This window comes from Bradyrhizobium jicamae, from assembly GCF_018130695.1.
Lineage (GTDB): Bacteria > Pseudomonadota > Alphaproteobacteria > Rhizobiales > Xanthobacteraceae > Bradyrhizobium > Bradyrhizobium jicamae_B.
The window spans coordinates 102,773-125,984 of record NZ_JAFCJX010000018.1; the positions used below are offsets into that span (position 1 = coordinate 102,773).

20 protein-coding genes are annotated in these 23,212 nt (G+C 64.9%); 8 read left to right on the forward strand and 12 right to left on the reverse strand.

Annotated elements, in window-relative coordinates:
- The first annotated feature begins 193 nt into the window (after positions 1 to 193).
- The 5 genes from JQ604_RS25290 to JQ604_RS25310 are packed head-to-tail and all read left to right on the forward strand — an operon-like array spanning position 194 to position 4,555.
- The gene (locus tag JQ604_RS25290; RefSeq protein ID WP_212363212.1) at positions 194 to 727 is read left to right on the forward strand and encodes a VOC family protein; all 534 of its coding nucleotides are present in this window, start codon (positions 194 to 196) and stop codon (positions 725 to 727) included.
- Entirely contained in the window at positions 727 to 1,698 is a 972-nt protein-coding gene (locus JQ604_RS25295; protein ID WP_212363213.1) for a zinc-binding dehydrogenase, read from the forward strand. The genes JQ604_RS25290 and JQ604_RS25295 overlap by 1 nt, the downstream gene beginning before the upstream one ends.
- Positions 1,699 to 1,730: 32 nt before the next feature.
- Entirely contained in the window at positions 1,731 to 2,294 is a 564-nt protein-coding gene (locus JQ604_RS25300; RefSeq protein WP_212363214.1) for a carboxymuconolactone decarboxylase family protein, read from the forward strand.
- A gap of 34 nt (positions 2,295 to 2,328) precedes the next feature.
- Positions 2,329 to 3,543: an ABC transporter substrate-binding protein gene (locus JQ604_RS25305; protein ID WP_212363215.1), complete on the forward strand. Its 1,215-nt coding sequence runs from the start codon at positions 2,329 to 2,331 to the stop codon at positions 3,541 to 3,543.
- Positions 3,544 to 3,562: 19 nt separating this feature from the next.
- On the forward strand, positions 3,563 to 4,555 hold the full coding sequence (locus JQ604_RS25310; RefSeq protein WP_212363217.1) for an aldo/keto reductase: 993 nt from the start codon (positions 3,563 to 3,565) through the stop codon (positions 4,553 to 4,555).
- Positions 4,556 to 4,674: 119 nt separating this feature from the next.
- Here JQ604_RS25310 and JQ604_RS25315 read toward each other — a convergent pair whose 3' ends face one another.
- From JQ604_RS25315 to JQ604_RS25325, 3 genes are read right to left on the reverse strand one after another with little or no spacing between them, the layout of a single operon-like run.
- Positions 4,675 to 5,460: a fumarylacetoacetate hydrolase family protein gene (locus tag JQ604_RS25315; protein WP_212363218.1), complete on the reverse strand. Its 786-nt coding sequence runs from the start codon at positions 5,458 to 5,460 to the stop codon at positions 4,675 to 4,677.
- Between the two features lie 12 nt (positions 5,461 to 5,472).
- Positions 5,473 to 6,840 (reverse strand): LLM class flavin-dependent oxidoreductase, encoded by a 1,368-nt coding sequence (locus JQ604_RS25320; RefSeq protein ID WP_212363219.1) that lies wholly within the window; start codon positions 6,838 to 6,840, stop codon positions 5,473 to 5,475.
- 33 nt (positions 6,841 to 6,873) lie between these two features.
- Positions 6,874 to 7,926, reverse strand: coding sequence for an Ldh family oxidoreductase (locus tag JQ604_RS25325; protein WP_212363220.1), 1,053 nt, complete (start codon positions 7,924 to 7,926; stop codon positions 6,874 to 6,876).
- Positions 7,927 to 8,317: 391 nt separating this feature from the next.
- Between JQ604_RS25325 and JQ604_RS25330 the strand changes: the two genes are divergently transcribed.
- Positions 8,318 to 12,379: a bifunctional diguanylate cyclase/phosphodiesterase gene (locus tag JQ604_RS25330; protein WP_212363221.1), complete on the forward strand. Its 4,062-nt coding sequence runs from the start codon at positions 8,318 to 8,320 to the stop codon at positions 12,377 to 12,379.
- Here JQ604_RS25330 and JQ604_RS25335 read toward each other — a convergent pair.
- The 3 genes from JQ604_RS25335 to JQ604_RS25345 form a co-directional block, all read right to left on the reverse strand.
- Positions 12,353 to 12,706 (reverse strand): hypothetical protein, encoded by a 354-nt coding sequence (locus JQ604_RS25335; protein WP_349631141.1) that lies wholly within the window; start codon positions 12,704 to 12,706, stop codon positions 12,353 to 12,355. The two genes, JQ604_RS25330 and JQ604_RS25335, sit on opposite strands and share 27 nt — an antisense overlap.
- A gap of 45 nt (positions 12,707 to 12,751) precedes the next feature.
- On the reverse strand, positions 12,752 to 12,991 hold the full coding sequence (locus tag JQ604_RS25340) for a DUF2171 domain-containing protein (RefSeq protein WP_212363222.1): 240 nt from the start codon (positions 12,989 to 12,991) through the stop codon (positions 12,752 to 12,754).
- A gap of 61 nt (positions 12,992 to 13,052) precedes the next feature.
- On the reverse strand, positions 13,053 to 13,523 hold the full coding sequence (locus tag JQ604_RS25345) for a cupin domain-containing protein (RefSeq protein WP_249158631.1): 471 nt from the start codon (positions 13,521 to 13,523) through the stop codon (positions 13,053 to 13,055).
- A 227-nt stretch (positions 13,524 to 13,750) separates the two neighbouring features.
- Here JQ604_RS25345 and JQ604_RS25350 point away from each other — a divergent pair, with 227 nt between their 5' ends.
- Positions 13,751 to 14,350, forward strand: a complete 600-nt coding sequence (locus JQ604_RS25350; protein ID WP_212363223.1) for a 3-keto-disaccharide hydrolase — start codon at positions 13,751 to 13,753, stop codon at positions 14,348 to 14,350.
- A gap of 68 nt (positions 14,351 to 14,418) precedes the next feature.
- Here JQ604_RS25350 and JQ604_RS25355 read toward each other — a convergent pair whose 3' ends face one another.
- From JQ604_RS25355 to JQ604_RS25380, 6 genes are all read right to left on the reverse strand, one after another.
- The gene (locus JQ604_RS25355) at positions 14,419 to 15,228 is read right to left on the reverse strand and encodes a WecB/TagA/CpsF family glycosyltransferase (RefSeq protein ID WP_212363224.1); all 810 of its coding nucleotides are present in this window, start codon (positions 15,226 to 15,228) and stop codon (positions 14,419 to 14,421) included.
- On the reverse strand, positions 15,221 to 17,512 hold the full coding sequence (locus tag JQ604_RS25360; protein WP_212363225.1) for an exopolysaccharide transport family protein: 2,292 nt from the start codon (positions 17,510 to 17,512) through the stop codon (positions 15,221 to 15,223). Before JQ604_RS25360 ends, JQ604_RS25355 begins: the two co-directional genes overlap by 8 nt.
- 156 nt (positions 17,513 to 17,668) lie before the next feature.
- Positions 17,669 to 18,421: a polysaccharide deacetylase family protein gene (locus JQ604_RS25365; protein ID WP_212363227.1), complete on the reverse strand. Its 753-nt coding sequence runs from the start codon at positions 18,419 to 18,421 to the stop codon at positions 17,669 to 17,671.
- 2 nt (positions 18,422 to 18,423) lie between these two features.
- Positions 18,424 to 19,233 carry a class I SAM-dependent methyltransferase gene (locus JQ604_RS25370; protein WP_433996283.1) on the reverse strand — a complete coding sequence of 270 codons (810 nt, stop codon included), beginning with the start codon at positions 19,231 to 19,233 and terminating at the stop codon, positions 18,424 to 18,426.
- A 4-nt stretch (positions 19,234 to 19,237) separates the two neighbouring features.
- Positions 19,238 to 20,680 (reverse strand): lipopolysaccharide biosynthesis protein, encoded by a 1,443-nt coding sequence (locus tag JQ604_RS25375; protein ID WP_212363228.1) that lies wholly within the window; start codon positions 20,678 to 20,680, stop codon positions 19,238 to 19,240.
- Positions 20,680 to 21,600, reverse strand: coding sequence for a DUF6492 family protein (locus JQ604_RS25380; protein WP_212363230.1), 921 nt, complete (start codon positions 21,598 to 21,600; stop codon positions 20,680 to 20,682). The genes JQ604_RS25375 and JQ604_RS25380 overlap by 1 nt, the downstream gene beginning before the upstream one ends.
- 451 nt (positions 21,601 to 22,051) lie before the next feature.
- On the opposite strand from JQ604_RS25380, the gene JQ604_RS25385 reads away from it, so the two are divergent.
- Entirely contained in the window at positions 22,052 to 23,017 is a 966-nt protein-coding gene (locus tag JQ604_RS25385; RefSeq protein WP_212363233.1) for a glycoside hydrolase family 26 protein, read from the forward strand.
- Positions 23,018 to 23,212 lie beyond the last annotated feature (195 nt).

Here is a 23,212-nt window from a genome sequence, read left to right on the forward strand (position 1 = left end):
TGAGACAATAAAAAAAGACAATATTGAAAACGTTTCCAGAACTCGTTATAGGGACGTCCAAGCGAGGAAACGACATCGGGAGCTTGACAGGCGTAGCCAGCCGATCGCGCAGGCGCCGGAACTACCCGGCTCGGCGGCGGCATGCGTCTGACAGCTTCACCAGCAAGATCAGAAACGCCGAACGGGGAAGCCCATGAGCCGCATCTTCGGAGCCGTCAGTCAGAACGGATATGTCGTGCGCGACATCCACGCTGCGATGGACCACTGGGTCAAGGTGATGGGCGTCGGCCCCTGGTACTACATCGATCGCGTCAAGACCGACTACTTCCGTTACCGCGGCAAGGACTCCGGCATGGAGATGAGTGTCGCGCTGGCGAACTCCGGCGACCTGCAGATCGAGCTGATCCAGCAGCGCAACGACGCGCCCTCGATGTACAAGGAATTCCTCGACGCCGGCCGCGAAGGCCTGCAGCACATGTCGTACTGGACGCGTGACTATCAGGCGCTCTACGACCGCGCGCTGTCGCTCGGCTACAAGGTCGGCCACGAAGGCCAGATCGGCGGCGAGCAGGGCCGCTTCGCCTATTTCGATACTGAAGCGCATCCCGGAACCATCGTCGAGATCTCCGACATCAGCGGCAGCAAGGGCCGCTTCTTCGAGCGCATCCGGCAGGAAGCCTTGAGCTGGGATGGCACCAATCCGATCCGCGACGTGAAGAGCCGATGATGCGCGCGATCGTGTCGAGTGCCGATGGTCCGGTGCTGAAGGATGTGCCACGGCCACAGCCCAAGTCCGATGAAGTTCTGGTGCACGTGAAAGCAAGCTCGCTGAACCGCGCTGATCTCGCGATGCTGAAGGGGGCATCCCACGGCCGCGTCGGCGGCATGGGCTCGGTGCTCGGGCTGGAATGGGCCGGCGAGGTGATCGAGGTCGGCGACGCCGTGAAAACCTGGCGCGTCGGCGATCGTGTGATGGCGGGCGGTGGTGGTGCCTTCGCCGAGTTCGTCGTCGCCAGTGCGCGCCGCATCTATGCCATGCCCGACGGTCTCTCTCACGAGCAGGCCTCGACACTGCCGGTCGCGCTGCAGACCATGCACGATGCGATCGCGACCAACGGGCTGCTCGAAGCCGGGCAGGCGGTGCTGATCCAGGGCGCAAGCTCCGGCGTCGGATTGCTCGGCCTGCAGACCGCAAAATATCTGCGCGCCGGCCTCGTGATCGGTTCGTCGACGTCGCCGGAGCGGCGGGCGCGGCTGATGGAATTCGGCGCCGACGTCGTCATCGACACGCGCGCGCCGGATTGGGTGGCGCAGGTGCGCGACGCCACCGGCGGCAAAGGCGTCGATCTCCTGGTCGATCTCGTCGCCGGCCCGCTGGTGAACGACCATCTGCAGGCGACGCGGATCGGCGGCCGCATCGTCAATGTCGGTCGTCTTGCCGGTGACCGCTGCGAGATCGATCTCGATCAGCATTCGATGCGCCGCATCACTTATGTCGGCGTCACCTTCCGCACTCGCAGCGCGGCCCAGGTCGAGGAGATCGTCGCGAAGGCGACGCGCGCACTCGGCCCGGCGCTGGCTTCCGGCGCGCTACGGCTGCCGGTCGACAAGGTCTATCCGCTCGAACAGGCCGCGGAGGCCTTCACGCGGATGGCGCGCAACGAACATTTCGGCAAGATCGTGCTGGCGACCGCCTGAGCGCGAACCACAAGACTTCAAGGAGAGCGAACATGGCCCGCTTGCCCCTGATTGATCCCGACACCACGAGCGGTGACATGCGCACCGTGTTCGACCGGATGCCGATCAAGCTCAACATCTTCCGCATGCTCGCGCATGCCGAGACCAATTTCATCCCGGCGATGCGTTTCGCCAACTCCATCCTGCACAAGCAGAAGCTCAGCCACGTCAACCGCGAGCTGTTGATCCTGCAGGTCGCGCAATGGGAGGGCGGTGCCTATGAGTGGCGCCAGCACGTGCCGATCGCACTCGGCGTCGGTGTCACCCAGTCGCAGATCGACGGTGTCGAGCGCGGCCAGTATGAGGGCGAGGCCTTCAATGCGGCGCAGAGCGCGCTGCTCGCCTTTGGCCGCGAGGTCATCGAGAACGTGCGGGTGTCGGACCCGACCTTTGCCGCGATGCGCGCTGAGTTCAGCGAGCAGGAGATCGTCGAGACGATTCTCACCGTCGGATTCTACATGATGATGGCGCGGCTGACGGAAGCGACCGAGACCGATCTCGATCCGGCCGCCGGCATGACCGTCTACGAGGCGAGCCGCCAGCGGCGAACCGCCTGACGACGACAATCAAAACAAAACAGGGGAGGTAATGATGTCGAAGGGAGCCTTGTGGCCGTCCGTTCTTGCGGGCCTCGTGGTCACTGCATTGGCGGCCGAGCCGGCCGCGGCGCAGAAGAAATACGACACCGGCGCGTCCGACACGGAGATCAAGATCGGCCAGACCATGCCCTACAGCGGCCCGGCCTCGTCCTACGGCACTATCGGCCAGGCCATGGCGGCCTATTTCGAGAAGGTCAATTCCGAGGGCGGCGTCAACGGCCGCAAGATCAATTTCATCAGCTATGACGACGGCTTCAGCCCGCCGAAGACGGTCGAGCAAACGCGAAAACTGGTCGAAAGCGACGAGGTGCTGTTCGTCGCGGCCTCGCTCGGCACCGCACCGAACGTCGCCGTGCAAAAATATCTCAACGGCCGCAAGGTCCCGCAGCTTTTGGTCGCGAGCGGCGCGACGCGCTGGGGCGATCCGAAGAATTTCCCGTGGACCATGGGCTGGCAGCCGAGCTACCAGGCCGAGGGCGCCGCGCTTGCAAAATACGCATTGGGTGCGCATCCGAACGCGAAGATCGGCATCCTCTACCAGAACGACGATTCCGGGAAGGACTACGTCAAGGGGTTCAGGGCCGGGCTCGGCGAGGCCACCAAGCAGATCGTCGGTGAAGTCTCCTACGAGGTGACCGATCCCACCGTCGATTCACAGGTCGTCGTGCTGAAGACCGCCGGTGCCGACGTCTTCTTCCTTCATGCCAACCCGCGCTTCGTCGCACAGGCGATCCGTCGCGCTTTCGAGCTGAATTGGCGGCCCTCCACATTCATCGCCAGCGTCGGTGCGTCCGTCGGTTCGGCGCTGGCGCCGGCGGGACTCGAGAAGTCGATCGGCTCGGTCACCTCGGCCTACCTGAAGGATCCGACCGACAAGAGCTGGGAGAACGACAAGGCCTATCTCGACTGGGTCGCGTTTATGAAGCAGTGGTACCCGCGCGGCAACCTCGCCGACGCCAGCAACGTCTATGGCTACTCCATGGCGCAGACCATCGTTGCCGTGCTCAAGCAATGCGGCGACGACCTGACGCGCGAGAACGTCATGAAGCAGGCGGCGTCCTTGAAGAACGTCGAATTGCCGATGCTGTTGCCGGGCATCCGGCTCAACACCAGCGCCGATGACTTCTTCCCGATCGAGGAGATGCGGCTCGCGAAATTCGACGGCACGTCCTGGGTGCTGATGGACAAGGCGATCGAAAAGCCCTGATTGTCGGGGAGACGAACATATGCACGATCCATTCTTCCAGCGGCAGCTCGGCCGGACCGGCGTCAAGACCACGGCCATGGCGCTCGGCTGCTACTCCATGAGCAATGCCTATGGCGCGCGCTCGGATGACGAATCCAGGGAGGTGATCCGCCGCGCCGTCGATGCGGGCATCAACCTGATCGACACCGCGGATTACTATGGCTGGGGGCACAACGAGCAACTGGTTGCATCCGCCCTGCAGGGGCGCCGGCACGAGGTGCTGATCTCCTCGAAATTCGGCTATGTCCGCGCCGAGAAAGGCCTCGGCACCTGCGGCGATCCCGCCTATGTCCGCAAGGCTTGCGAGGACTCGCTGCGCCGCCTCGGCACCGATCACATCGACCTCTATTTCCAGCATCGCCTCGATCCGAACGTGCCGATCGAGGACACGGTCGGCGCGATGGCCGATCTGGTCGCGCAAGGCAAGGTCCGCTATCTCGGCCTCTGCGAAGTTTCCGCGAAGACGCTGCGCCGCGCCTGCGCGGTGCATCCGATATCAGCCGTGCAGGCCGAATACTCGCTCTGGACCCGTGACCTCGAGGACGCGATGCTCGCCGTTTATGGCGAGCTCGGCGTCACGCTGATGGCGTTCTCGCCGCTCGGCCGCGGCATGTTGACGGGCCGGCTGCGCAGCCTCGATCAGCTCGGGCCAAAGGACGTGCGCCGGCATTTTCCGCGCTTCTCGCCGGAGAATTTTCCAAGGAACGTCGCGCTGGTCGATCGCCTCGGCGACATCGCGCGTGCGCGCGGCTGCGACACCTCGCAGCTCGCGCTGGCCTGGCTGCTCAATCGCAACAAGCACATGATCGCGATTTGCGGCTGCGACACGCTGGCTTTCCTCACCGAGAACCTGGGCGCGCTCGAGATTCGCCTGAATGAGGATGAGATCGCCGAAATCGCCGAGATGTTCGCCCCGGGCGCCATCGCCGGCGACCGCTACAATGCGACGCTGATGCAACTGCTGGACAAATAGCGGGAGGGTATTGCCCCGTAGGATGGGTGGAGCGCAAGCGATACCCATCAACTTCGTGCCGCGTGTTGAAATGATGGGTATCGCTGTGCTCCACCCATCCTACAATTCTGCGCGGCGCGCTACGCCTGCTCCCGCACAAACCTGTTGCGCAGCGTGCCGATGCCGGTGATGTCGATCTCGACGACATCGCCGTCCTTCAGATCCGGCGAGGCGCCGTCGGTGCCCATCCAGATCACGTCGCCGGGCCACAGGGTGAAATATTTGGTCAGCTCGACCAGGAACGGCACGATGCCGAAGATCATGTCGCTGGTGCGGAAGCGGCCGGTTTCCTTGCCGTTGACGCGGATCGCGGTCTCCATTGTGTCGAGGTCGACTGAGGTCTCGATCCACGGGCCCATCGGCTTGAAGGTGTCGGCATTCTTGGAGCGCCACAGGCTGCGGTCGGCCTTCTGCCAGGTGCGCTCGGAGACGTCGTTGCCGATGGTGTAGCCGAACACGCAGTCCATCGCATTGGCCTCGGTCAGATGCTTCACGCGTCTGCCGATCACCACCGCGAGTTCGCCCTCGTAGTGAATCTTCTCGGTGGCGTGGGCGGGGATCACGACATCTTCATCGTGCGCGATCAGCGCGTTCTGCGCGCGGTAGCCGATCTCGGGACGGTCGGGGATGTTGGGGACGGTGCCGGCCTTGTCGGCGGCTTCCTTGAGATGCTTCAGATAATTCAGCCCGACGCAGTAGAAGGTGCGCGGGATCAGCGGCAGCTCGATCTTCACGTCCTTCAGCGCGTGGGTCTGCGCCGTCCTGCTCCATTCGCCGAAGGGATCGCCGGCGACGGTCGTGACCTTGTCGCCCTCGACGAGACCCCACGATGTCTTGCCTGCAGCGGTGAATTTGAGCCAGCGCATGATGTGTCCCCTTTATTCCGCGGCCGCCTGCTGCTTCGTCTTCCACGCGCCGGCAAGCGGGCGCCGTAGCCCGAGATTCTTGCGCAACGTCGTGCCGGCATAATCCTTGTGAAACAGGCCGCGGCGCTGCAGCTCCGGCACCACATGGTTGACGAAGTCGGTGTAGGAGCCGGGGACATAGCTGGCCGCGATGACGAAGCCGTCGCAGCCGCGGTTCACGAACATGTCCTCGAGCTTGTCGGCGATCTCCTTCGGGCCACCGACGATGGCGTCCTGCACCTGGCCGCGGCCGGAGAAGGTGATGAAGTCGCGGGTCGATGGATTGGTCTTGCCGGAGGTGCGCAGCACGCCGTCGCGGATGCCGAGCATGCCTTGCATGCCCTGCAACTCCTCCGTGGTCAGTGGCTCATCGATCTCCTTGGCGCCGAAATCGAAGTTGAGGCCCTCGGCGAGCAGCGACAGCGCGTCGATCTCGAGCGGCAGCTTCTGGATCAGCGCCATCCGGTCTTCCGCTTCAGTCTTGGTCGCGCCGCACACCGGCGTCGTCAGGTTGCAGAGGCGCATCTGCTCGGGATCGCGGCCGGCCTTGGCGGCCTCGCCGCGGATCGCGTCATAGCCCTGCTTGGCATTGGCGAGATTACGCGCCGCCGTGAAGATCACCTCGCCCCAGCGTCCGGCGAACCTTTGCCCGCGACCGGACGCGCCGGCCTGGATCACGACGGGATGCCCCTGCTGCGAGCGCGGCACCGTGAACGGCCCGCGCGACTTGAAGAATTGCCCCTGATGGTCGAGCCGCTTCACCTTGGTCGGATCGGCAAAGCGGCCGCTTGTCTTGTCGATGATCAGCGAGCCGTCTTCCCAGGAATCCCAGTGGCCGAGCACCACTTCCATGAATTCGTCGGCGCGGTCGTAGCGCAGGTCGTGTTCGAGGTGGTGCTCCTTGCCCATGTTGAGCGCTTCGCCGTCGTTCACCGACGTGACCACGTTCCAGGCGGCGCGGCCGCTGGTCATCAGGTCGAGCGTGGCAAACCGGCGCGCGACGTCGAACGGCTCGTAATAGGTGGTGGAGGCGGTGGAGGCGAGGCCGAGCTTTGCGGTCACCATGCCCATCGTGGTCAGCACCACGATCGGATCCATCTTCACGCAGCGGATGCCGTATTCGACGGTGTGGGCGTGATCATTGCCATAGCGGTCCGGCATCGCCAGGCGATCGTCGAAGAACGCCATGTGGAACTTGCCGCGCTCCAGGATGCGTGCGATCTCCTGGTAGTAATCCGCCGACATCGAATCGTCGCGCGAGTCCGGATGACGCCATGAGCTCGGCAGGTTGGTGCAGTTCTGGGCCTGCAGAAAGCCAACCAACGCCATTTGCCGTGTCATCTTGTTCTCCTTGGGCCAAGCCGGGCAGAGTGATCAGTGCAGATTGAGTTCGTTGGCGAGCTTATGGTCGGCGGCGATCGCCTTGAGCTTGTCCCAGGTCGCGTCCTCGATTTCGATGCCGTGCTTGCGGCGCTCAAGCTCGCGCAGGAATTCGACCTCGCCGGGATAGAACACGCCGCGGCTGCCTTCGGACGGCGGTGTCGATTTCAGATAGCGGGCGAATTCGGCGACCTCGCGCCTGAAATCCTTCAGCGGCCGGAACGCCGCGACGTTGAACACCGCCATGAAGCAGCCGTCATTGTGGCGGCCGGTCGGCTCGACGCCGAAGCCCAATCCCGTGAGCAGGCCGCAGAGCACCTCGACCATTGCGGCGAGACCCGAGCCCTTGTAGCCCTCGCTGCCGCCGAGCGGCAGCAGTGCGCCGCCCTTGCGGTAGTCCCTGGGATCGGTCGTGTCGCGGCCCTCGGCATCGATGATCCAGCCCTTCGGGATCTCTTCGCCGCGCGCGACCGCAAGCTGGATCTTGCCGGCGGCGACAGCCGAGGTCGCCATGTCCAGATAGAACGGCGCCTCGAGATCGGACGGCACCGCGATCGAGATCGGGTTGGTGCCGAGCCGCGCCTCGCGGCCGCCGAACGGTGCGACATGCTTGGGCGAGCGGCCGGAATCGGCGGCGGCAATCCCGATCATCCCCTCGCGCATCGCCATCAGCGGATAATGCGCCAGGCGCCCGACATGGCTCTGGCGGAACACGGTGCAGGCCGCGACGTTGGCGGTCTTCGCCTTGTTGATGGTCAACTCCATCGCCTTGGCATTGACGTGGAAGCCGAAGCCCCAATGGCCGTCGATCACGGTCGTGGTCGGCGTCTCCTGCACGATGGTCCATTTGGCACCGGGCACGATGTGGCCGGCCTTGATGCGATCGATATAGGTCGGGATCGCGATCACGCCGTGGGAGTCGTGGCCGGCGAGATTGGCGTTGACACAGCCGGAGGCGACGGCTTGGGCCTCCTCATCCAAGGCCCCGGCGGCTTTGAGCAGCTCAGCACCAATGCGCGTGAGACGGTCGGCTTGGACGATCGGCATGGGAATTCCTCGCCATGGGGCCCGCATGGGATGCAGGTCTTGCTTCGTGTCGTTAACGCCATGGTCTCAAAGCGCCGGAGCGCGAGCAAGGGCAGAAAATCCGGTCCGCCATACCGGGAGCAGGGTGCTCGCCGCGGCTGTTTCACGGAATGGAAAGGATGCGGCCACGGAGCGGAATTTGAGCAGCTTTGTTTCCGATCCTGTCTCCCGCCGGCGGCGTGGCCCGATCTGAGGCAGCCAGGGCCGTAGTTCTGCGGGGAGCGGCCGATCTTGTTGGTCAAGCATTTACTCTAAGTCGCAACTTGGCGCGGTTCCTAACGTCCACTTAGGCCTCTCGCTGGCAAGGTACACGGGTAATGTGAGGGGGACGGCCCGGCGGGCCTGCGAGACTGTGCATACGGCAATCGGGCGGACATTTGCGGCGTTGAGCGCCACCAATGAAGCGATTCTGTACGCGAAATCGCCGGAGGAATTGTACGCCAAGGTCTGTGAGGCCGCCTTCTCCAGCGGCGACTTCCTGGCGACTTCCGTTTTCCTGCTCGAAGACGAGACCAGCCTCCTGACCTTCGCGGCCGGCGTCGGTGATGACGTCGCGCGGCTGCGCAGCATCAACATTTCCATCATTGCCAACACGCCCGAGGGTGAGGGCGTCTGCGGGCGCGCCTTCCGCACCCGCGCGACCTGCGTCAGCAACGACTATATCGGCGATGCCTACTCGGCGGCCTGGCGCACCAATGCGGCCAAGGGCGGCGTCGGCGCGGCGGCGGCGATGCCGCTGGTCTGCAACGGGCGCACCGTCGGTGTGTTCCTGGTGACGCGGCGCGAGACCCATTCGCTCGGCGCGGAGATCGTCTCGCTGCTCGAGCGCATGGCCGCGAACGTGTCCTTTGCGCTGGATAATTTCGATCACGAAGCCTCGCGCAAGAGCGGCGAGCGGACGGCACGGCGCCTCACCCGGATGTTCGGCGCCATCAGCGCCACCAACGAGGCGATCCTGCGTGCCAAGACCGAGCACGATCTCTACCAGCGCGTTTGCGACGCGGCGGTCTACAGCGGAAAATCCTTCGCGACCGTGGTGCTGCTGGCCGAACCCGACACGCACTGGCTGGAGCCGGTCGCCGGCACCGGCGAGGCGATCGACCTGATCACCCAAACCCGCTTCTCGACCGATCCGGACAACGTCTACGGCAAGACCATCTGCGGCGAAGCGTTTCGTACTCAGCGGCCCTGCATCAACAACGACATCCCGAAATCAGCGTCGCTGAAGAGATCGCCCGATGACACCAGCCTGATGGCCTGCGTCGCGCTCCCGCTGACCAGGCTCGGCAACAGCATCGGCGTGCTGACCTTCTTTATCGGCAATTCCTGGGCGGCGGACGAGGAGATCATCGCGCTCCTGGCGCGGATCGCCGAGAACGTCTCGGTCGCGCTCGACAATTTTGCCCGTGTCAGCGAGAAGGCCAGGGCCGACGCCGAGAAGCAACGGCTGTCGCGGATGTTCGCCGCGTTAAGCGCCACCAACGAGGCGATCATGCGGGCGAAATCCCGCGCCGAGATGTTCGAGCTGGTGTGTGCCGCGGCGGCGACCGGCGGCGGCTTCAACTCCACCAGCATCCTGATGGTGAAGCCGGGCGATGACTTCTTCGAGATGGTCGCGGTCGCAGGTCCGACCGAAGCCAACGCGCGCCGTCTGCGCGTCTCGCACAATGAGGCGCTGGCGGAAGGGCGCGGCGTCAGCGGTCGGGCATTTCGTGATCGCCGTGCCTGCATCAACAACGACTTCCTTCGCGACGTCGCCAACAGCGCGTTCCGCGACGTGATCGATCGCGAGGCGGCGCGCGCGGGCGCCGCGTTCCCGCTGCTGGTCGATGGCCAGGCGGTCGGCGTGATGCTGTTCATCTCGGCCAAACGCAACACCTTCACCGCCGAGTTCGCCGAGCTGTTGCAGCGGCTCGCCGACAACGTCTCCTACGCGCTCGGCAGCTTCGACCGTGCCGACGAGAAGACCAGGGCGGAGGAGCAGAAGGAACGGTTGACGCGGATGTTCGCCGCGCTCAGCGCCACCAACGAGGCGATCATGCGGGCGAAATCCCGCGCCGAGATGTTCGAGCTGGTGTGCGACGCCGCGGCCGTCGGCGGCCAGTTCACCTCGACCGCGATCGCGCTGGTGCGGCCGGGCGAGCCGTTCCTGGAAAACGTGGCATCTTCCGGCCCCGACCGGGCCAGAGCCATGGGCGTGCGATTGTCGGCCGACGCCTCGCTTCCCGAAGGGCAGAGCCTGACCGGCGTCGCGATCCGCACCTGCAATCCCTGCATCAGCAACGACTATCTCGGCGATTTCGGCGCGGAATCGCATTTCTACCAGGTGGTCCGCGACAGCGGCACGCAGTCCGGCGCCGCGCTGCCGCTCTTGAAGAATGGCGAGGCGATCGGCGCGCTGGTGTTCCTGTCCAGCGAGCTCGGCGCCTTCAGCCTCGAAATGATCGGCCTGCTGAAGCGGCTGGCCGAGAACGTTTCGTTTGCGCTCGATAATTTCGACCGTGCCGAGGACAAGGCCCGCGCCGACGAGCAGAAGCAGTGGCTGTCGCGGATGTTCGCCTCGCTCAGCGCGACCAATGAAGCGATCATGCGCGCGCAATCGCGTGACGAGCTGTACCAGCTGGTGTGCGAAGCCGCGGCGACCGGCGGCCGCTTCACCTCGACCACCATCGCGCTGGTGAGACCGGACAGCGATTACATGGAAATCGTCGCAACCGGCGGCCCGACTGCCGCGGGTGCGCGCGGGGTGACGCTGTCGATCAACGAGGCGCATCCGGAAGGCCGTGGCGGCGCCGGGCGGGCCTATCGCTCCAGGCGGGCCTGCATCATCAACGACTATTTCGCCGATCCGCACACCCGCGCCTTCCACGAGCAGGCGCTGAGGGACGGCACCAAGGCCGGCGCCTCATTTCCGTTGATCGTCAAGGGGAATGTCGTCGGCGTCATGATCTTCGTCGCCATCGAGAAGGATACGTTCACACCCGAGTTCGCCGAGCTGCTGCAGCGGCTGGCCGACAATCTGGCGTTCGCGCTGGAGAATTTCGACCGCGCCGACGCGAAGAACAAGGCCGACGAGCGCATCGAATTTCTCGCGTCGCATGACAGCCTGACCAATCTTCCCAACCGCGAGATGTTCAACGAGCTGCTGCGCCAGGCGATCGCGCGGGCGGACCGTCATCAGCGCCAGTTCGGCGTGCTGTTCATCGACCTCGACCGTTTCAAGGTGATCAACGACTCGCTCGGCCACGATGCCGGCGACATGCTGCTGGTCGAAATCGCCAACCGCCTGCGCGGAGCCTTGCGCGCCAGCGACGTGGTGGCGCGGCTCGGCGGCGACGAATTCGTCGTCATTCTGGAGGAGACGACGGAGCGCGCAGACGTCGAGCGGATCGCCGGCGAGCTGCTGTCGGTGCTCAGCCAGCCGATGCTGCTGAGCGGCCATGAATGCCACACCACGGCCTCGATCGGCATTGCGATGTACCCGACCGACGGCGCCGACGTGCAGGCGCTGACCAAGAACGCGGACCTGGCGATGTATCTCGCCAAGGAGGACGGCAAGAACGGCTTCCGCTTCTTCTCGGGCGAGATCAAGGCGCAGTCGATCGAGCGCCTGACCCTGGAGAACGCGCTGCGCCGCGCGCTCGAGCGCGAGCAGTTCTCGCTGCACTATCAGCCCAAGGTCGACATGGCGAGCGGCCAGATCAGCGGCGTCGAGGCGCTGCTGCGCTGGACCCATCCCGAGCTCGGCATGGTGTCGCCCGGGCAGTTCATTCCGCTGGCCGAAGAGACCGGCCTGATCGTGCCGATCGGCCGCTGGGTGCTGAAGGAAGCCTGTGCGCAGAACATGGCCTGGCAACGCCGCGGCCTGCGTCCGGTCACCATGGCGGTCAATCTGTCGCCGCGCCAATTCGCCGATCCGCATCTGCTCAACGACGTCGACGAGGCGTTGGGGGCGAGCGGCATGTCGGCGGTGCTGCTGCAGCTCGAGGTCACCGAGAGCATGGTGATGCGCAACGTCACCCGCGCGGTCCGCGTGCTCGATGCGATCCAGAGCCGCGGCATTCGGCTGGCGATCGACGATTTCGGCACCGGCTATTCGTCGATGTCGCTGATGAAGCAGTTCCCGATCGACACCATCAAGATCGACCGTTCCTTCGTGCGCGACCTGCCCAATGATTCCGAGGACGTCGCGATTGCACAAGCTATCATCAGCATGGGCAAGGCGCTCGGCATGACCATCGTCGCCGAGGGCGTCGAGACCTCCGAGCAGCAGGAATTCCTGCGCGCGCACGCCTGTGACGAGATGCAGGGGTTCCTGTTCAGCCGGCCGCTGCCGCCGCGCGATCTCGCCGAATTGCTGCGCCCGGCGCCGCGAGACGTGGAAGATCTACGGCGGAAACGCGCTGTCGTCTGACGGCTGGACGTGCAGGTCGCGGACGTCGGAATCGGTCGAGTCGATCATGCGCGAGAAGTCATACGGCCACGGCTGAACGGTCTGCCCCGCCAGCGCGCGCCGCAGCACCTCGGCGCCGTCGGCATAGGTCGCGTCCTCGGCGAGCCGTAGTTGCCGGCACCAGTGCCGCGGCAGCTTGACGTCGATCCCGCGTACCTCGAACGCCGGCCCCCACCACCATGCCGGTGCCGGGGGCCGCTCGGGTTCCGATATCGCGCGCCAGCGCACGAACTCGTCGACGATACGGGCAAATTGCAGTTGCGCAGCGGGATGCATCGAAGGCCTCATTCCTGGGGCGTGATGATAGCAGCGGCTGCGGCCGGTGCAACGCGCCTACTGGCGGCCGTGCTGCCAGTGCGAGGTGACGTCCGCGCCCGACTTGTTGAGATGGACGTGTTGGTCCACATGGTCGACCCAGGACAGCGGAATGAAATGATGGTGCTGGCCGTCAGGCGAGCTCTGCCTGGTCAGCTTGATCTTGTCGGTTCCTTCCATGTGATCCACCTTGCCGACCGTCTTCCTGTCGGACGAGATCACGTCCATATGTTCCCGGATTTCGGAAGCCATAGCCATGTTCCATCTCCTTGCAAATGATGGAGACGAAACGCGTCGCTGATGGAATGGTTGCTAGCTGCTATTTCTCTTCCGCCGCCGTCGAGGTCGCCGGCCCTTCGCCCATGATCAGCAGCACGGCGTCCTCGTCCTTGGCGCCGTCCCAATGCACCTGCTTGCCGTAATGGGTGATGAAGCTGCCGGCCGGCAGGGGCACGGTGCCGTGCTCGGAATCGAATTTCGGACCGGAGCCGACCCACCAGGTGCCCTGCAGCACCACGATGTAGCGGTCGTTGGGATGGAAATGCGGCCGGCTGAAGTGATTGCCCTTGGTCCACTTGTTGTAGACTATGTAGAAGCCGGGCTTGGTGGGATCACCGACCACCACCGCGCTCTGTGCGCCGCGTGCATCGACCGGGCCCCAGGGGATCTGGTCCGGCAGCTTGTAGGTGACGGCGGCGGGATTGAGCTCGGCGGCCGAGCTGATGCTCAGCATGCCGGCGAAGATGAGGGGGATCAGCAGATATCGCCACGCGCGGTTCGAAATCGTCATCGTGCTCTCCCCTGTGAACGCCGGCCCGTCGGCGCCTTGTTGTTTGGCCGGAATGCTAGCCCGTCCCGCAGTCAAGGCAAGGCGGCGCACGCGCATGCGTGATCATCCAACTATGCGACAACGAGGACGCTCGTCACGCAGCTGCAACATGAAAAACGGGATTGTCCTTGCGCGCGGCGATGCTAGGTTGCGCGCCAACTAGAACAACCCTTGGGAGGATCAACTTCATGAAATCGGTCTCGACACTCGCCGCCGGCCTCTTGATCGGCGCCGCCGTGCTGCAATTCTCGACCACCGCCATGGGCCAGAGCGACGGCTGGGTCACGCTGCTCGACAGCTCCAACAAGGGCGAGTGGGACGAGGTCGGCAAAGCCAATTGGGCCATGAAGGACGGCGCGCTGGTCGCCGACAAGCTCGACGGCAAGGATCTGTCCTATCTCGTCAGCAAGAACACCTACAGGGATTTCCAGATCCGCGCCGAGTTCTGGACCGACGAGGACGCCAACAGCGGCATCTTCATCCGCTGCGAGACCAACAAGACCATCGATTCCAAGGTCTGCTACGAGGTCAACATCTTCGACAAGCGGCCGGATCCGACCTACGGCACCGGCGCCATTGTCGACGTCGGCAAGGTCGACCCGATGCCGAAGGCGGCGGGCAAGTGGAATGTCTATGAGATCACGGCGCAGGGCCCGCATTTCGTCGTGACGCTGAACGGACAGAAGACGGTCGACGCGCAGGATTCCAAGCACGCCAGCGGCCACATCGCGCTCCAGTACGGCTCGGGCGTGGTCAAGTTCCGCAAGGTGCAGATCAAGCCGCTCTGACGCGCGACAACAAAGGGTCCCGGACGCGATGCGGCCGGGACCCTTTCTTATTGGAGAAGAGCGCAAATCTAGCCGCGCTTCGGCCGCTCGTTCCTGTTGACCAGGAGATAGAGCGCGCGCGGATTGGTGGTCAAATAGCGCCACGCGAGGCGGCGCGGCTCGAGCCAGATCCGCCACGCCCATTCCAGGCCGACGGCCTGCATCCATTGCGGCGCGCGGGGGCGCGAGCCGGACAGGAAGTTGAACAGCCCACCCGAGGTCTTGATGACACCGACCTTCGACAGATGCGGCGTGTACTCTTCGACGAAGGCCTGCTCATAGGGCACGCCGAGCGCGACCCAGAGATAGTCGGGCGCCAGCGCGTTGATCTCGTCGACCTTGGCCTTCAGCGCATCGCCGCGCAGATAGCCGTGCGAGTGGCCGACGATCTTGAGGTTCGGATACATCTTGCGGACACTGGCAACGGCCGCGGCGTTCTCCGCCTCGTCGGCGCCGAACATGTAGAAGGTCAGGCCATTGGCCTGGGCTTTGCGCGCCACGACGTGGAACAGGTCGGTGGTGGCGACGCGCTCGGGCAGCGCGCGTGCCGTGCGGAATTTCGACATCGTGACCAGCGGCTGGCCGTCGGCATTGATCAGATCGGCGGCGCGGAACAGCCGGTCGGTCATCGGCTCGGTCGAGCAACGTGCCAGCACCTCGCCATTGGCCGAGGTCATGTAGAGCGGCCGCTCGGCGCGACGCTGCGGAAACACGCAGTCGACCATGAAATTGGCGGTCTGTTCGAGATCGAGCACGGCGAGCCGAAGACCGCCGATGGTGACACGGGGGACGCCGGCGGTGACCGCTCGTCCGATCGGGTTGGCGCGACGTTCACGCATACTGTTTGTCTCGCTGAAAGTTGACGACCAGGGGATTGAGCTCATCGAGGATGACACCGACCAGCTTGCGCTCTTCTCCACCGAGCGCGGTGATGATGTCTTCCATGCAGTCATTGATATCGAGATCGATCGGCAGCACCGCGGCGAGGCCGTCGGCGACGTCGAACAGTTTGCGGTCCGCAGCGCCCCAAGGCATCGCGGGACCGTCCAGGATCACCAGATCGTAGCCGCCCGCGGTGCGGGCCTGCGCGATCGCCTTGCGGATGGCATCACCGGCCTTGGCGTCGCTGCCCTTGACCGTGGGCAGGATGGCGATGCCGTTGGCGGTGTTGACCGCGCGGGCCGCCTTGTTGCCGATGCTGAGCCAGCCGTAGCGGCTCGCTTCCTTCTTGCCGAGATGGGCGACCTTGTCGGAGAGCGGGTGCGCCGTGTGATCGGCATCGATCATCAGCACCCTGGCGCCGTCGCGCGCGGCCGACAGCGCGATGTTGAGCGCAACGACGCTGCGCCCCTCGCCGTCGCTCGGGCCGATCACCGCGAGCACGGGAGCCGTGCCGGTCGCAGTGCGATCCGCAAGGCCTTCGCTCATCGTGTGCATGGTGTCGAGGAACGCGCCGGGGCGCACGGTCGGCCAGCCGAACCGCGTGACGTCGGCGGTGGTGTCGCCGGTCAGGATGCCGCCCAGTGTGCGCATCACGTCGGATTCCTGCAGGCGCACGATCAGCGGCTTCTCGACCATGCCGGTCGCGGGTCGTGCCTTCGGCGGCGCTGCAATCGGCGGCTTGGCCATCGCGGCGACGGTTTGCTTCTCGACCGGCTTGACGGTCTTCGGCTGCTCCCGCGGCCGGATCGGGTCGGCATCCGGCGCCAGGCGGTCGACGGCGATGACCCAGGCGGCGGCGGCGAGCCCGCCAAGCATGAAGCCGAGCATCGCGAGCAGGCTCATCGCCGGCGGGAAGGTGCGGCGCTGCGGGACGGTCGCATCGCCGATCACGCGCGCGCTCGAGGTGTTGAGGCTTTCCTGCTCCTCGGTTTCACGCGAGCGCTTCAGGAAGGACTGGTAAACCTCGCGGCTGGCCTCGACATCGCGTTCGAGCTCGCGCCGGCGCACCGAGGCCTGGCTCATCTGCACGCTCTGGCGTTTCTGCGCGTCGAGCGCTTTGGTCAGCCCGGCCTCGTAGTCGCGGGCGCGGGTCAGGTCATTCTTCGCAGCAATGGCGAAACGGTCGACTTCTTCCTTGATGGTGCGGCGCAGGTCCTCGACCTGCTGCTCGGCCTGGCGGAGCGCCGGATGGCGTGGTCCGAGTTCGGCCTGCAGCTCGGCCTGTCGCTTCTTGGCGTCGGCATATTGCGCGCGCAGATTGGCGATGGTCTGCGACTGCAGTGCTTCGGGAAACGCGCCCGGATCGCCCGAGGAGCGGCGGCTGGCGTCGATCTGGTCGAACTTGGCCTGCGCGTCCAGCGTCAGCGCGCGCGCGGCGGCGAGCCGCTGGGTACTCGCGGCGAGCTGCTGGTCGCTCATCTGGGTGTCCTGCGAGCCGACGAAATTGTTCTGCGCATTGTAGGTCGCCAGCGCTTCCTCGGCGTTGCGCAACCGCTGCTGCAGCTCCTTCAGCCGGCCGGACAGGTCGTTGGTGGCGCGCCGCGCGGCCGCCGACTGCGACTGCTTGGACTCGGCGAGATAGGCCTTGGCGATCGCGTTGGCGAGCATCGCGGCCTTGGCCGGCTCGTACGACCACACGTCGATGTCGACGATGAAGGTGCGATCGGTCTTCTTGACGTTGATGTGACGGTTGAGCGCATCGAGCGCGCCCATCTCGATCTGCTTCTGCTGTTCCGCGGTCGGCTTGACCTCGATGCCGAACAGGCCGAGCAGCGATGCGAACAGGCTCTTGCCGGCAGCGCCGCCGCCGAACTCGGGATCCTTGTCGAGATTGGTGTCGCGGATCACCTGCAGCAGCACGTTGTTGGAGGTGATCAGGCGCGACTGGCTCTCGACCACCATGGCGAGGCCGGAGACATCCTGCGCGCGCGGGGTCAACTCGCGCTCGACCAGCTGCAGCTCGCGCGGGTCGACATAGAGCTGCGCGGATGCAGTGTACTTCGCCGACAGGCTCTTGCCGATCGCAACCGCGATGCAGGCGCAGATCAGCGCCGCGGAGATGATCGCGATCTTGCGGGCCCACAGCAGCTTGATCAAGTCGAGCACGTTGAAGCCCGCCAAAGCACGCGCCTGGCGAGGTTCAGGCTTGGCCTGGTTGATCGGCTGGTCGTAATTAAGCATTGACCCCAGCTTCCATGTGAAGTGCCGCGTGCATCGGCCGAGGGGTTACTCTTCGGGTCACGCCACGCGCGCTGGTGGTCAACGCGAACTCAACGCAACAGGAAAAATTAACCATACGGATTGAGGAACTATTCACCGAAAAGGCAAACAAACCGTTTAAGGACGGGCGCATTGGAATGCCTCCGCCATGGTCAAAATCGGGATATTTCGCCGCATTGCCGCGTCGAGCGCGTAGGCCATCAAATCCGGCGTGCAGCCATACAGGCTCGGCCGTTCGGCGACGTCGTGGCCGTAGAAAATTAACCAACCGTTAGTGCCCAGCGCCTCGTCGAACGTGCGGTCGATCTGGTCGCGCGTCGTCTGGCGGTCGATCAGCGGCATCGCGCGCAGGAATTGCGGATCGACCTCGCCGCTGTTGACGCCGGGCACGATGCTGCGGCAGGTCAGGAATTCGGAACGCAGCTGCTGCTTGCGCGGATAGGAGCCATAGCCGAACGGATAGGCGAAGGTCTTGATCGCGATCGACCGGTCGAGCGACCGGAAATAATCGCGGTTGCGCGCGATCTCCGCGCCGAGCGAGGCCTCGTCGAGATCGCAGGCGCGCTGGTGCGAGAAGGTGTGGCAGCCGATCTCATGGCCGCGGCGATGCAGCGCCAGGACATCGTTGGCATCGCCCGTCGGCCATTCCGGCGTGTCGATGCCGACGAGCCCGCCCGAGACATAGAACGTGCCGCGCGCGTCGTGCGCTTCCAGGAGGTCGGCACCAACGGTCGCCGCGCTCTTCGGCAGGTCGTCAAAGGTGAACGTCACCATCGGCGTCGCATTGTGCAGGCGAACGTGATCGACCTGCACATGCATCGCCAACCGGTGGCTGACCTTGACGATAGCCTCTGACCAGAGCGCGTTCATTTTCAGAGCTTTCGCAGGATCACATGGTAGTCGCCGTGCCGGACATCGGTCTTGCCGGGCAGCAGCGCATTCATCGCTTTGGCGGCGGTATCGATCAGGGACGCGAACCACGGCTTGCGGCGCCGCATCTCCGGGTAACGCGGGCTCTCGTATTTCTTGCGATAGATCACCTGCAGGCCGTGCGCCTTCGCGAACGCCTCGAGGTTCGGCAGCGTGACCAGCGGGTGGAAATGGGTCGGGAATGGCGCCTCGCCCGGCAGGCCGGCATGCTTCTCACCGCGGATATAGCGATAGAACCAGACGTGGAACCAGTGCGGCGAATATTTGGTGACGATACCGGACAGCGACTGCGGGTTCGGCGCGCCGATCAGCAGCAGGCCATTGGGCTTCAGCGCCTCGCAGAAGCCGAGCAATGCGGCCTCGACGTCGGGCACGTGCTCGATCACGTTGTAGCAGATCACGAGATCGAAACTGTCGGGCGCGAAGCGGTAGGTCTGGATGTCGCCGAGGATCGCTTGCTGCGCATAGTCATTGTTGCGGATCTGGTCCTCGTCGATGTCGACCACGGTGACATGGGCACGGCCGATCACGCCGAGCGGCAGGAAGCTGGTCGAGCCGCCACCGGCCTCGTAGATCGACAGCGGTCCGGCGGGAAGCTTGGCTTCGAGGATGCTGTGCACCGTCAGCAGGCTCTGCTTGGCTTCGCCGGGCGGCAGCGCCAGCAGCGATTCCGGGTGCAGCGGGGCCGCGGGCGTCGCCATCACATGGGCGAGCGGAGCATCCATCGTATCGAGCGCAAAGGTCTTGGTCACTGGTTTATCCAATGTTGCTGTTTGCGAGTTTGGAACGGAACATGGCGAGGCCCTGCCGCAGCCGCGAGCGGATGCGGGCGATATCGAACAGCCAGCACAGCGCGGCGTAGACGGTGAAGCCCGCGCCCGCGAGCACGATCACGGCTGGGAGATCGGCGATCGGAAGCACGCGGTCGAGCGCGGTGACGGTCAGCGCCATGGCAAGTGCTGCGATCACGACGAGCGCGAGGCGGCCGAGCGGGATCGGAATGTTGAAGGCGAAGCGGCTCAGCGCCAGCGCGCAGGCAAAGCCGGTGACATCGGCGCCGAGCCGCGCCCAGGCCGCGCCGATCGTGCTGAGCTGGCTGACCAGCAGATAGGACAGGAGCACGTTGGCCGCGATGATCGAGGCGGTGTTGATCAGGTAGAAGGAGTTGCGGCCGGACAGCAGGAAGCTCGCATGCAGATATTGCTGGGTCAGCACCTGGAAGATCACGGCGACCGCGATGATCGGCATGATCTGGCCGGCGAGCTCGCGGAAATCGGCGCCGAGGATGATGTTGGCGACATGCGCCGAGATCGCCGCAAAGCCGAGGCAGGCCGGCAGCGTCACGCCGAGCAGCAGCTCGAAGCATTCAGAGAGATGGGAACGCACCGCGCCGTCGCCTTGCTTGGCATGGATCTGCACCGCCATCGGGAAGAACGCTGCGGCCATGCTCATCGCCGGCATCATCAGGGTCTGACGCACGAGATCGAGCGAGGCAACATATTTGCCGGCGTCGGCGGCGCCGACGAGGTTGGCGATCATGAAGCGGTCGGTGACGCTGGAGATCGCCAGCAGCGTCAGCGAGACCGTCAGCGGCAGGCCGGTCCTGACCAGCACCGAGAGGTCGGCGCGAGCGAAGCTGACGACGGTGCCGTGCCAGGCGCGACGGGTCTGCACCAGCACGGCGAGCAGATAGGCAGCGGAGGCCGCCAGCAGCAGCAGGACGCCGGTCGGCTCAGCCAGCGCGACGGCGGCGCCAAAGCCGAGCAGGGCGCCGGCGCGGACCAGCGTCGCCTTCATCACCGAAAGCGCCTGCAGGCGAGCGCGCAGCAGATCCTGGGTGAGCTCGAACAGGCCGATCGCGATCGACAGGCCAACGGTTGCGAGCGCCGCCGTTGCATCCAGCCCGACGAGGCGTGCGAGGAGGTAGGCGATCGGCGCTGTGAGGCAGCAGAGCAGGTAGCCGGACAGCACGAGGCCGCGGACGTCGGTGCCGTCGTTGCGGGCGTGGCCGCTCAGGATCAGATTGCGGAACCAGCCGACCAGGAACACCGAGATCACGGAGGCGAAGCCGACGCCCAGCAGGTAGACGCCATAATCATGCGGCGCGAACAGCCGCGTGAAGATGAACACGCTCACCAGCCCGAGCAGCGCCGAGGCGATGTTCGCGGTCAGATTGATGCTGGCCTGTCCGAGCAGCATTAGACGGCGAGCCCCGCGGGTTGGAAATGCGCGTTGTGTGCGAGGATGGCGTCGCTCTCGGCGACGACCTCGCGGATAGTCTCGACCGGCGTTCCCGAGAAGGATGCGATCGAGAACGCGACGTCGTCGGTGTTGGCGCGCAGCAGCAGCCGCGTCAGCTCATCCTTGCTCAGCGTCGGGTCGTCCCAATAGCTGATGCAGGGCGTGTTCGGCGCAACCGTGTGGCGCAGTGCGGAGGCGGCATCGTTCTGCACGAAGAAGCCGTAGAGCAGATATTCGGAGAATTCGCGGGTCTTGCACAGCGCCTCGATCCAGCTCAGCCCGGTCGCGGCCTCGATGCGCTCGGTCAGCGCGCGGGTGGTCTGCTGGTCCCAGAAGATGATGTGGCCGATGAAGTCGGGCGCCGGGAACGGCGGGGTCGGCAGGCCAAGCAGCTGGTGGCTGGTCTCGAGCCAGCGCGAATGCCGCGGCTGGTCGGCGGTGACGGCGCCGTCCATCTGCAGCAGCGGAATCGTGTTGGGGTATTCATAACGCGCCAGGTCGAAATCGCGGAAGAACACGATGTCGGAATCGAGGATGCAGTAGCGCTGATGCGGCAGCGAGATGGTCGCGGCGATCTTCAGGAATTGCTGGACGTGCCAGCCGGACACCGGCTTGGCGCGCAGCGACCACCAGAACTGGCGGCGCTTGCGCTGCACGATCCGCGGCAGCGGACGCAGCCAGTCGGGCAGGAAAGCGGAGGCTGGAACGATCACGCGACGTTCGCTGGCGAGCGGCGCGAACAGCGAGAGGTCGCAGTCGGGGACCAGCAGATAGTGCTTCGAGAAAGATGTGACGTGGCGATCCACACTCTCGCAAAGCAGAGTGCAGATCTCCAGATCGCGCCCGTAGGTCGGGGTGAGCAACGCGACAGGGTTCATTCCAATATTCTTTCCAGCAACGCCGTCTCAGGCCGGTACGTCGGGGCCGCTTGATGTCCTTGGTTACCCCGTTCAGCAAGATCGGTGCCGCACCATCGCGGGCGCCGTCTGCCGCGCCGCCCGGTAGTTAATGCTTCGTAAACGCGATCGTCGAAGGTTGATGAACGGCGCGGAGTAACCATGCGGATGCGCCGATTTTGCTGAAGATCGCGGCTAGCCTGGATATTGCAGAGCCTGCGCCAGCATGGCCGATCGCGGTCGGCGCAGGTGAGACCCACATGAGAATCATTGGCCAATCCCGGCGGGATCGCGACATGGGACGAGCGAAGGCTGTGCCGTCAGTTCATTTCGGCACAGCAGCGTTGTCCGCTTTTGAGACGGCCGATGTCGTGACGGGACTCGGCCGTTGGCCGAGCCACGCTCCCGCGACATTCCCGGGCAGGAGCGTGTGATGCCAATCGAGCGCGGACAGTTGTCGCGGCGTGCCGTCCTCGCGATGGCCGCTGCCACGCTCGCCGGACCGGCTGCGCACGCCGCGCCTTCATCGCGGCTCGGGCCAAATTCGGCGCGCTTCGCCGGCGCCTTCGTCAATTGGGGCGAGACTGGCCGCGAGCATCGGCTGCAGGCCTGGGAGAAATGGCTGAGGCAACCGCCGTCGTCGGTGATCGGCGTTGACTTCTACGGCCAGGAGACCTGGGACGATTTCCACAAATTCAGCTGGGTGCCCGGCATCTGGAAGAAGCTCAACCCGGCGCGCAATGTGATCTGGTCGGTGCCGCTGACCATCACCGGCACGCCGCTCGCCGAGGTCGCCGACGGTCAGCATGACGCTGAATTCGAGGCGGCCGCGCGGGCGATTGCGGAGGGACAGCCGAAGGCGATCATCCGGCTCGGCTGGGAGATGAACATCTCCAACATGGGCTGGTTCAGCAAGGGACACGAGGACGACTACATCCGTGCCTTCCGCCGCGTGGTTGCGATCTTCCGCCGTGCCTCGCGCGATTTCAGCTTCGACTGGTGTCCGGGATGGGGCCCACAGGATACGTCCGCCGATCTCTCCTATCCCGGCGACGACGTCGTCGACATCATCGGGCTCGATGTCTACGACTTCAAGCTCGAGGGCAGCGTCGAGGAGCGCTGGCAGAAGTTCTATCTCAAGGCGCCGTTTGGCCTGGAATGGCAGCGCGATTTTGCAAAACTTCACCGCAAGCGGATCAGCTACCCGGAATGGGGCGTCGGTCAGGCCGGCGACAATCCCTACTTCATCCAGAAAATGCACGACTGGATGGCCGAGAACCGCGCGCAGATGGCTCATGCCGCCTATTTCGATGTCGACGGTCTGTGGCCGACGCAGATCGACACCGGTCGCTTTCCGCAATCGGAAAAGCTGTTTCGCAAGTTGTTCGGGCGCGCATGACCCGGAATAGTGCGAAGCGGTTTTCCGATACGGTCACGCGCAAATGGCCGACCGAGGATGCTTAAGCGCCGCTTAACCGCACCGGTTAACCTTGTCGCGAATGATATGCGACACGGCATGCACCCGGACCGGATATTGCAACATTGTCCGCGTACGCCCTGATTGATCGAAGCGGGGCAACCAGATCGAAACGCC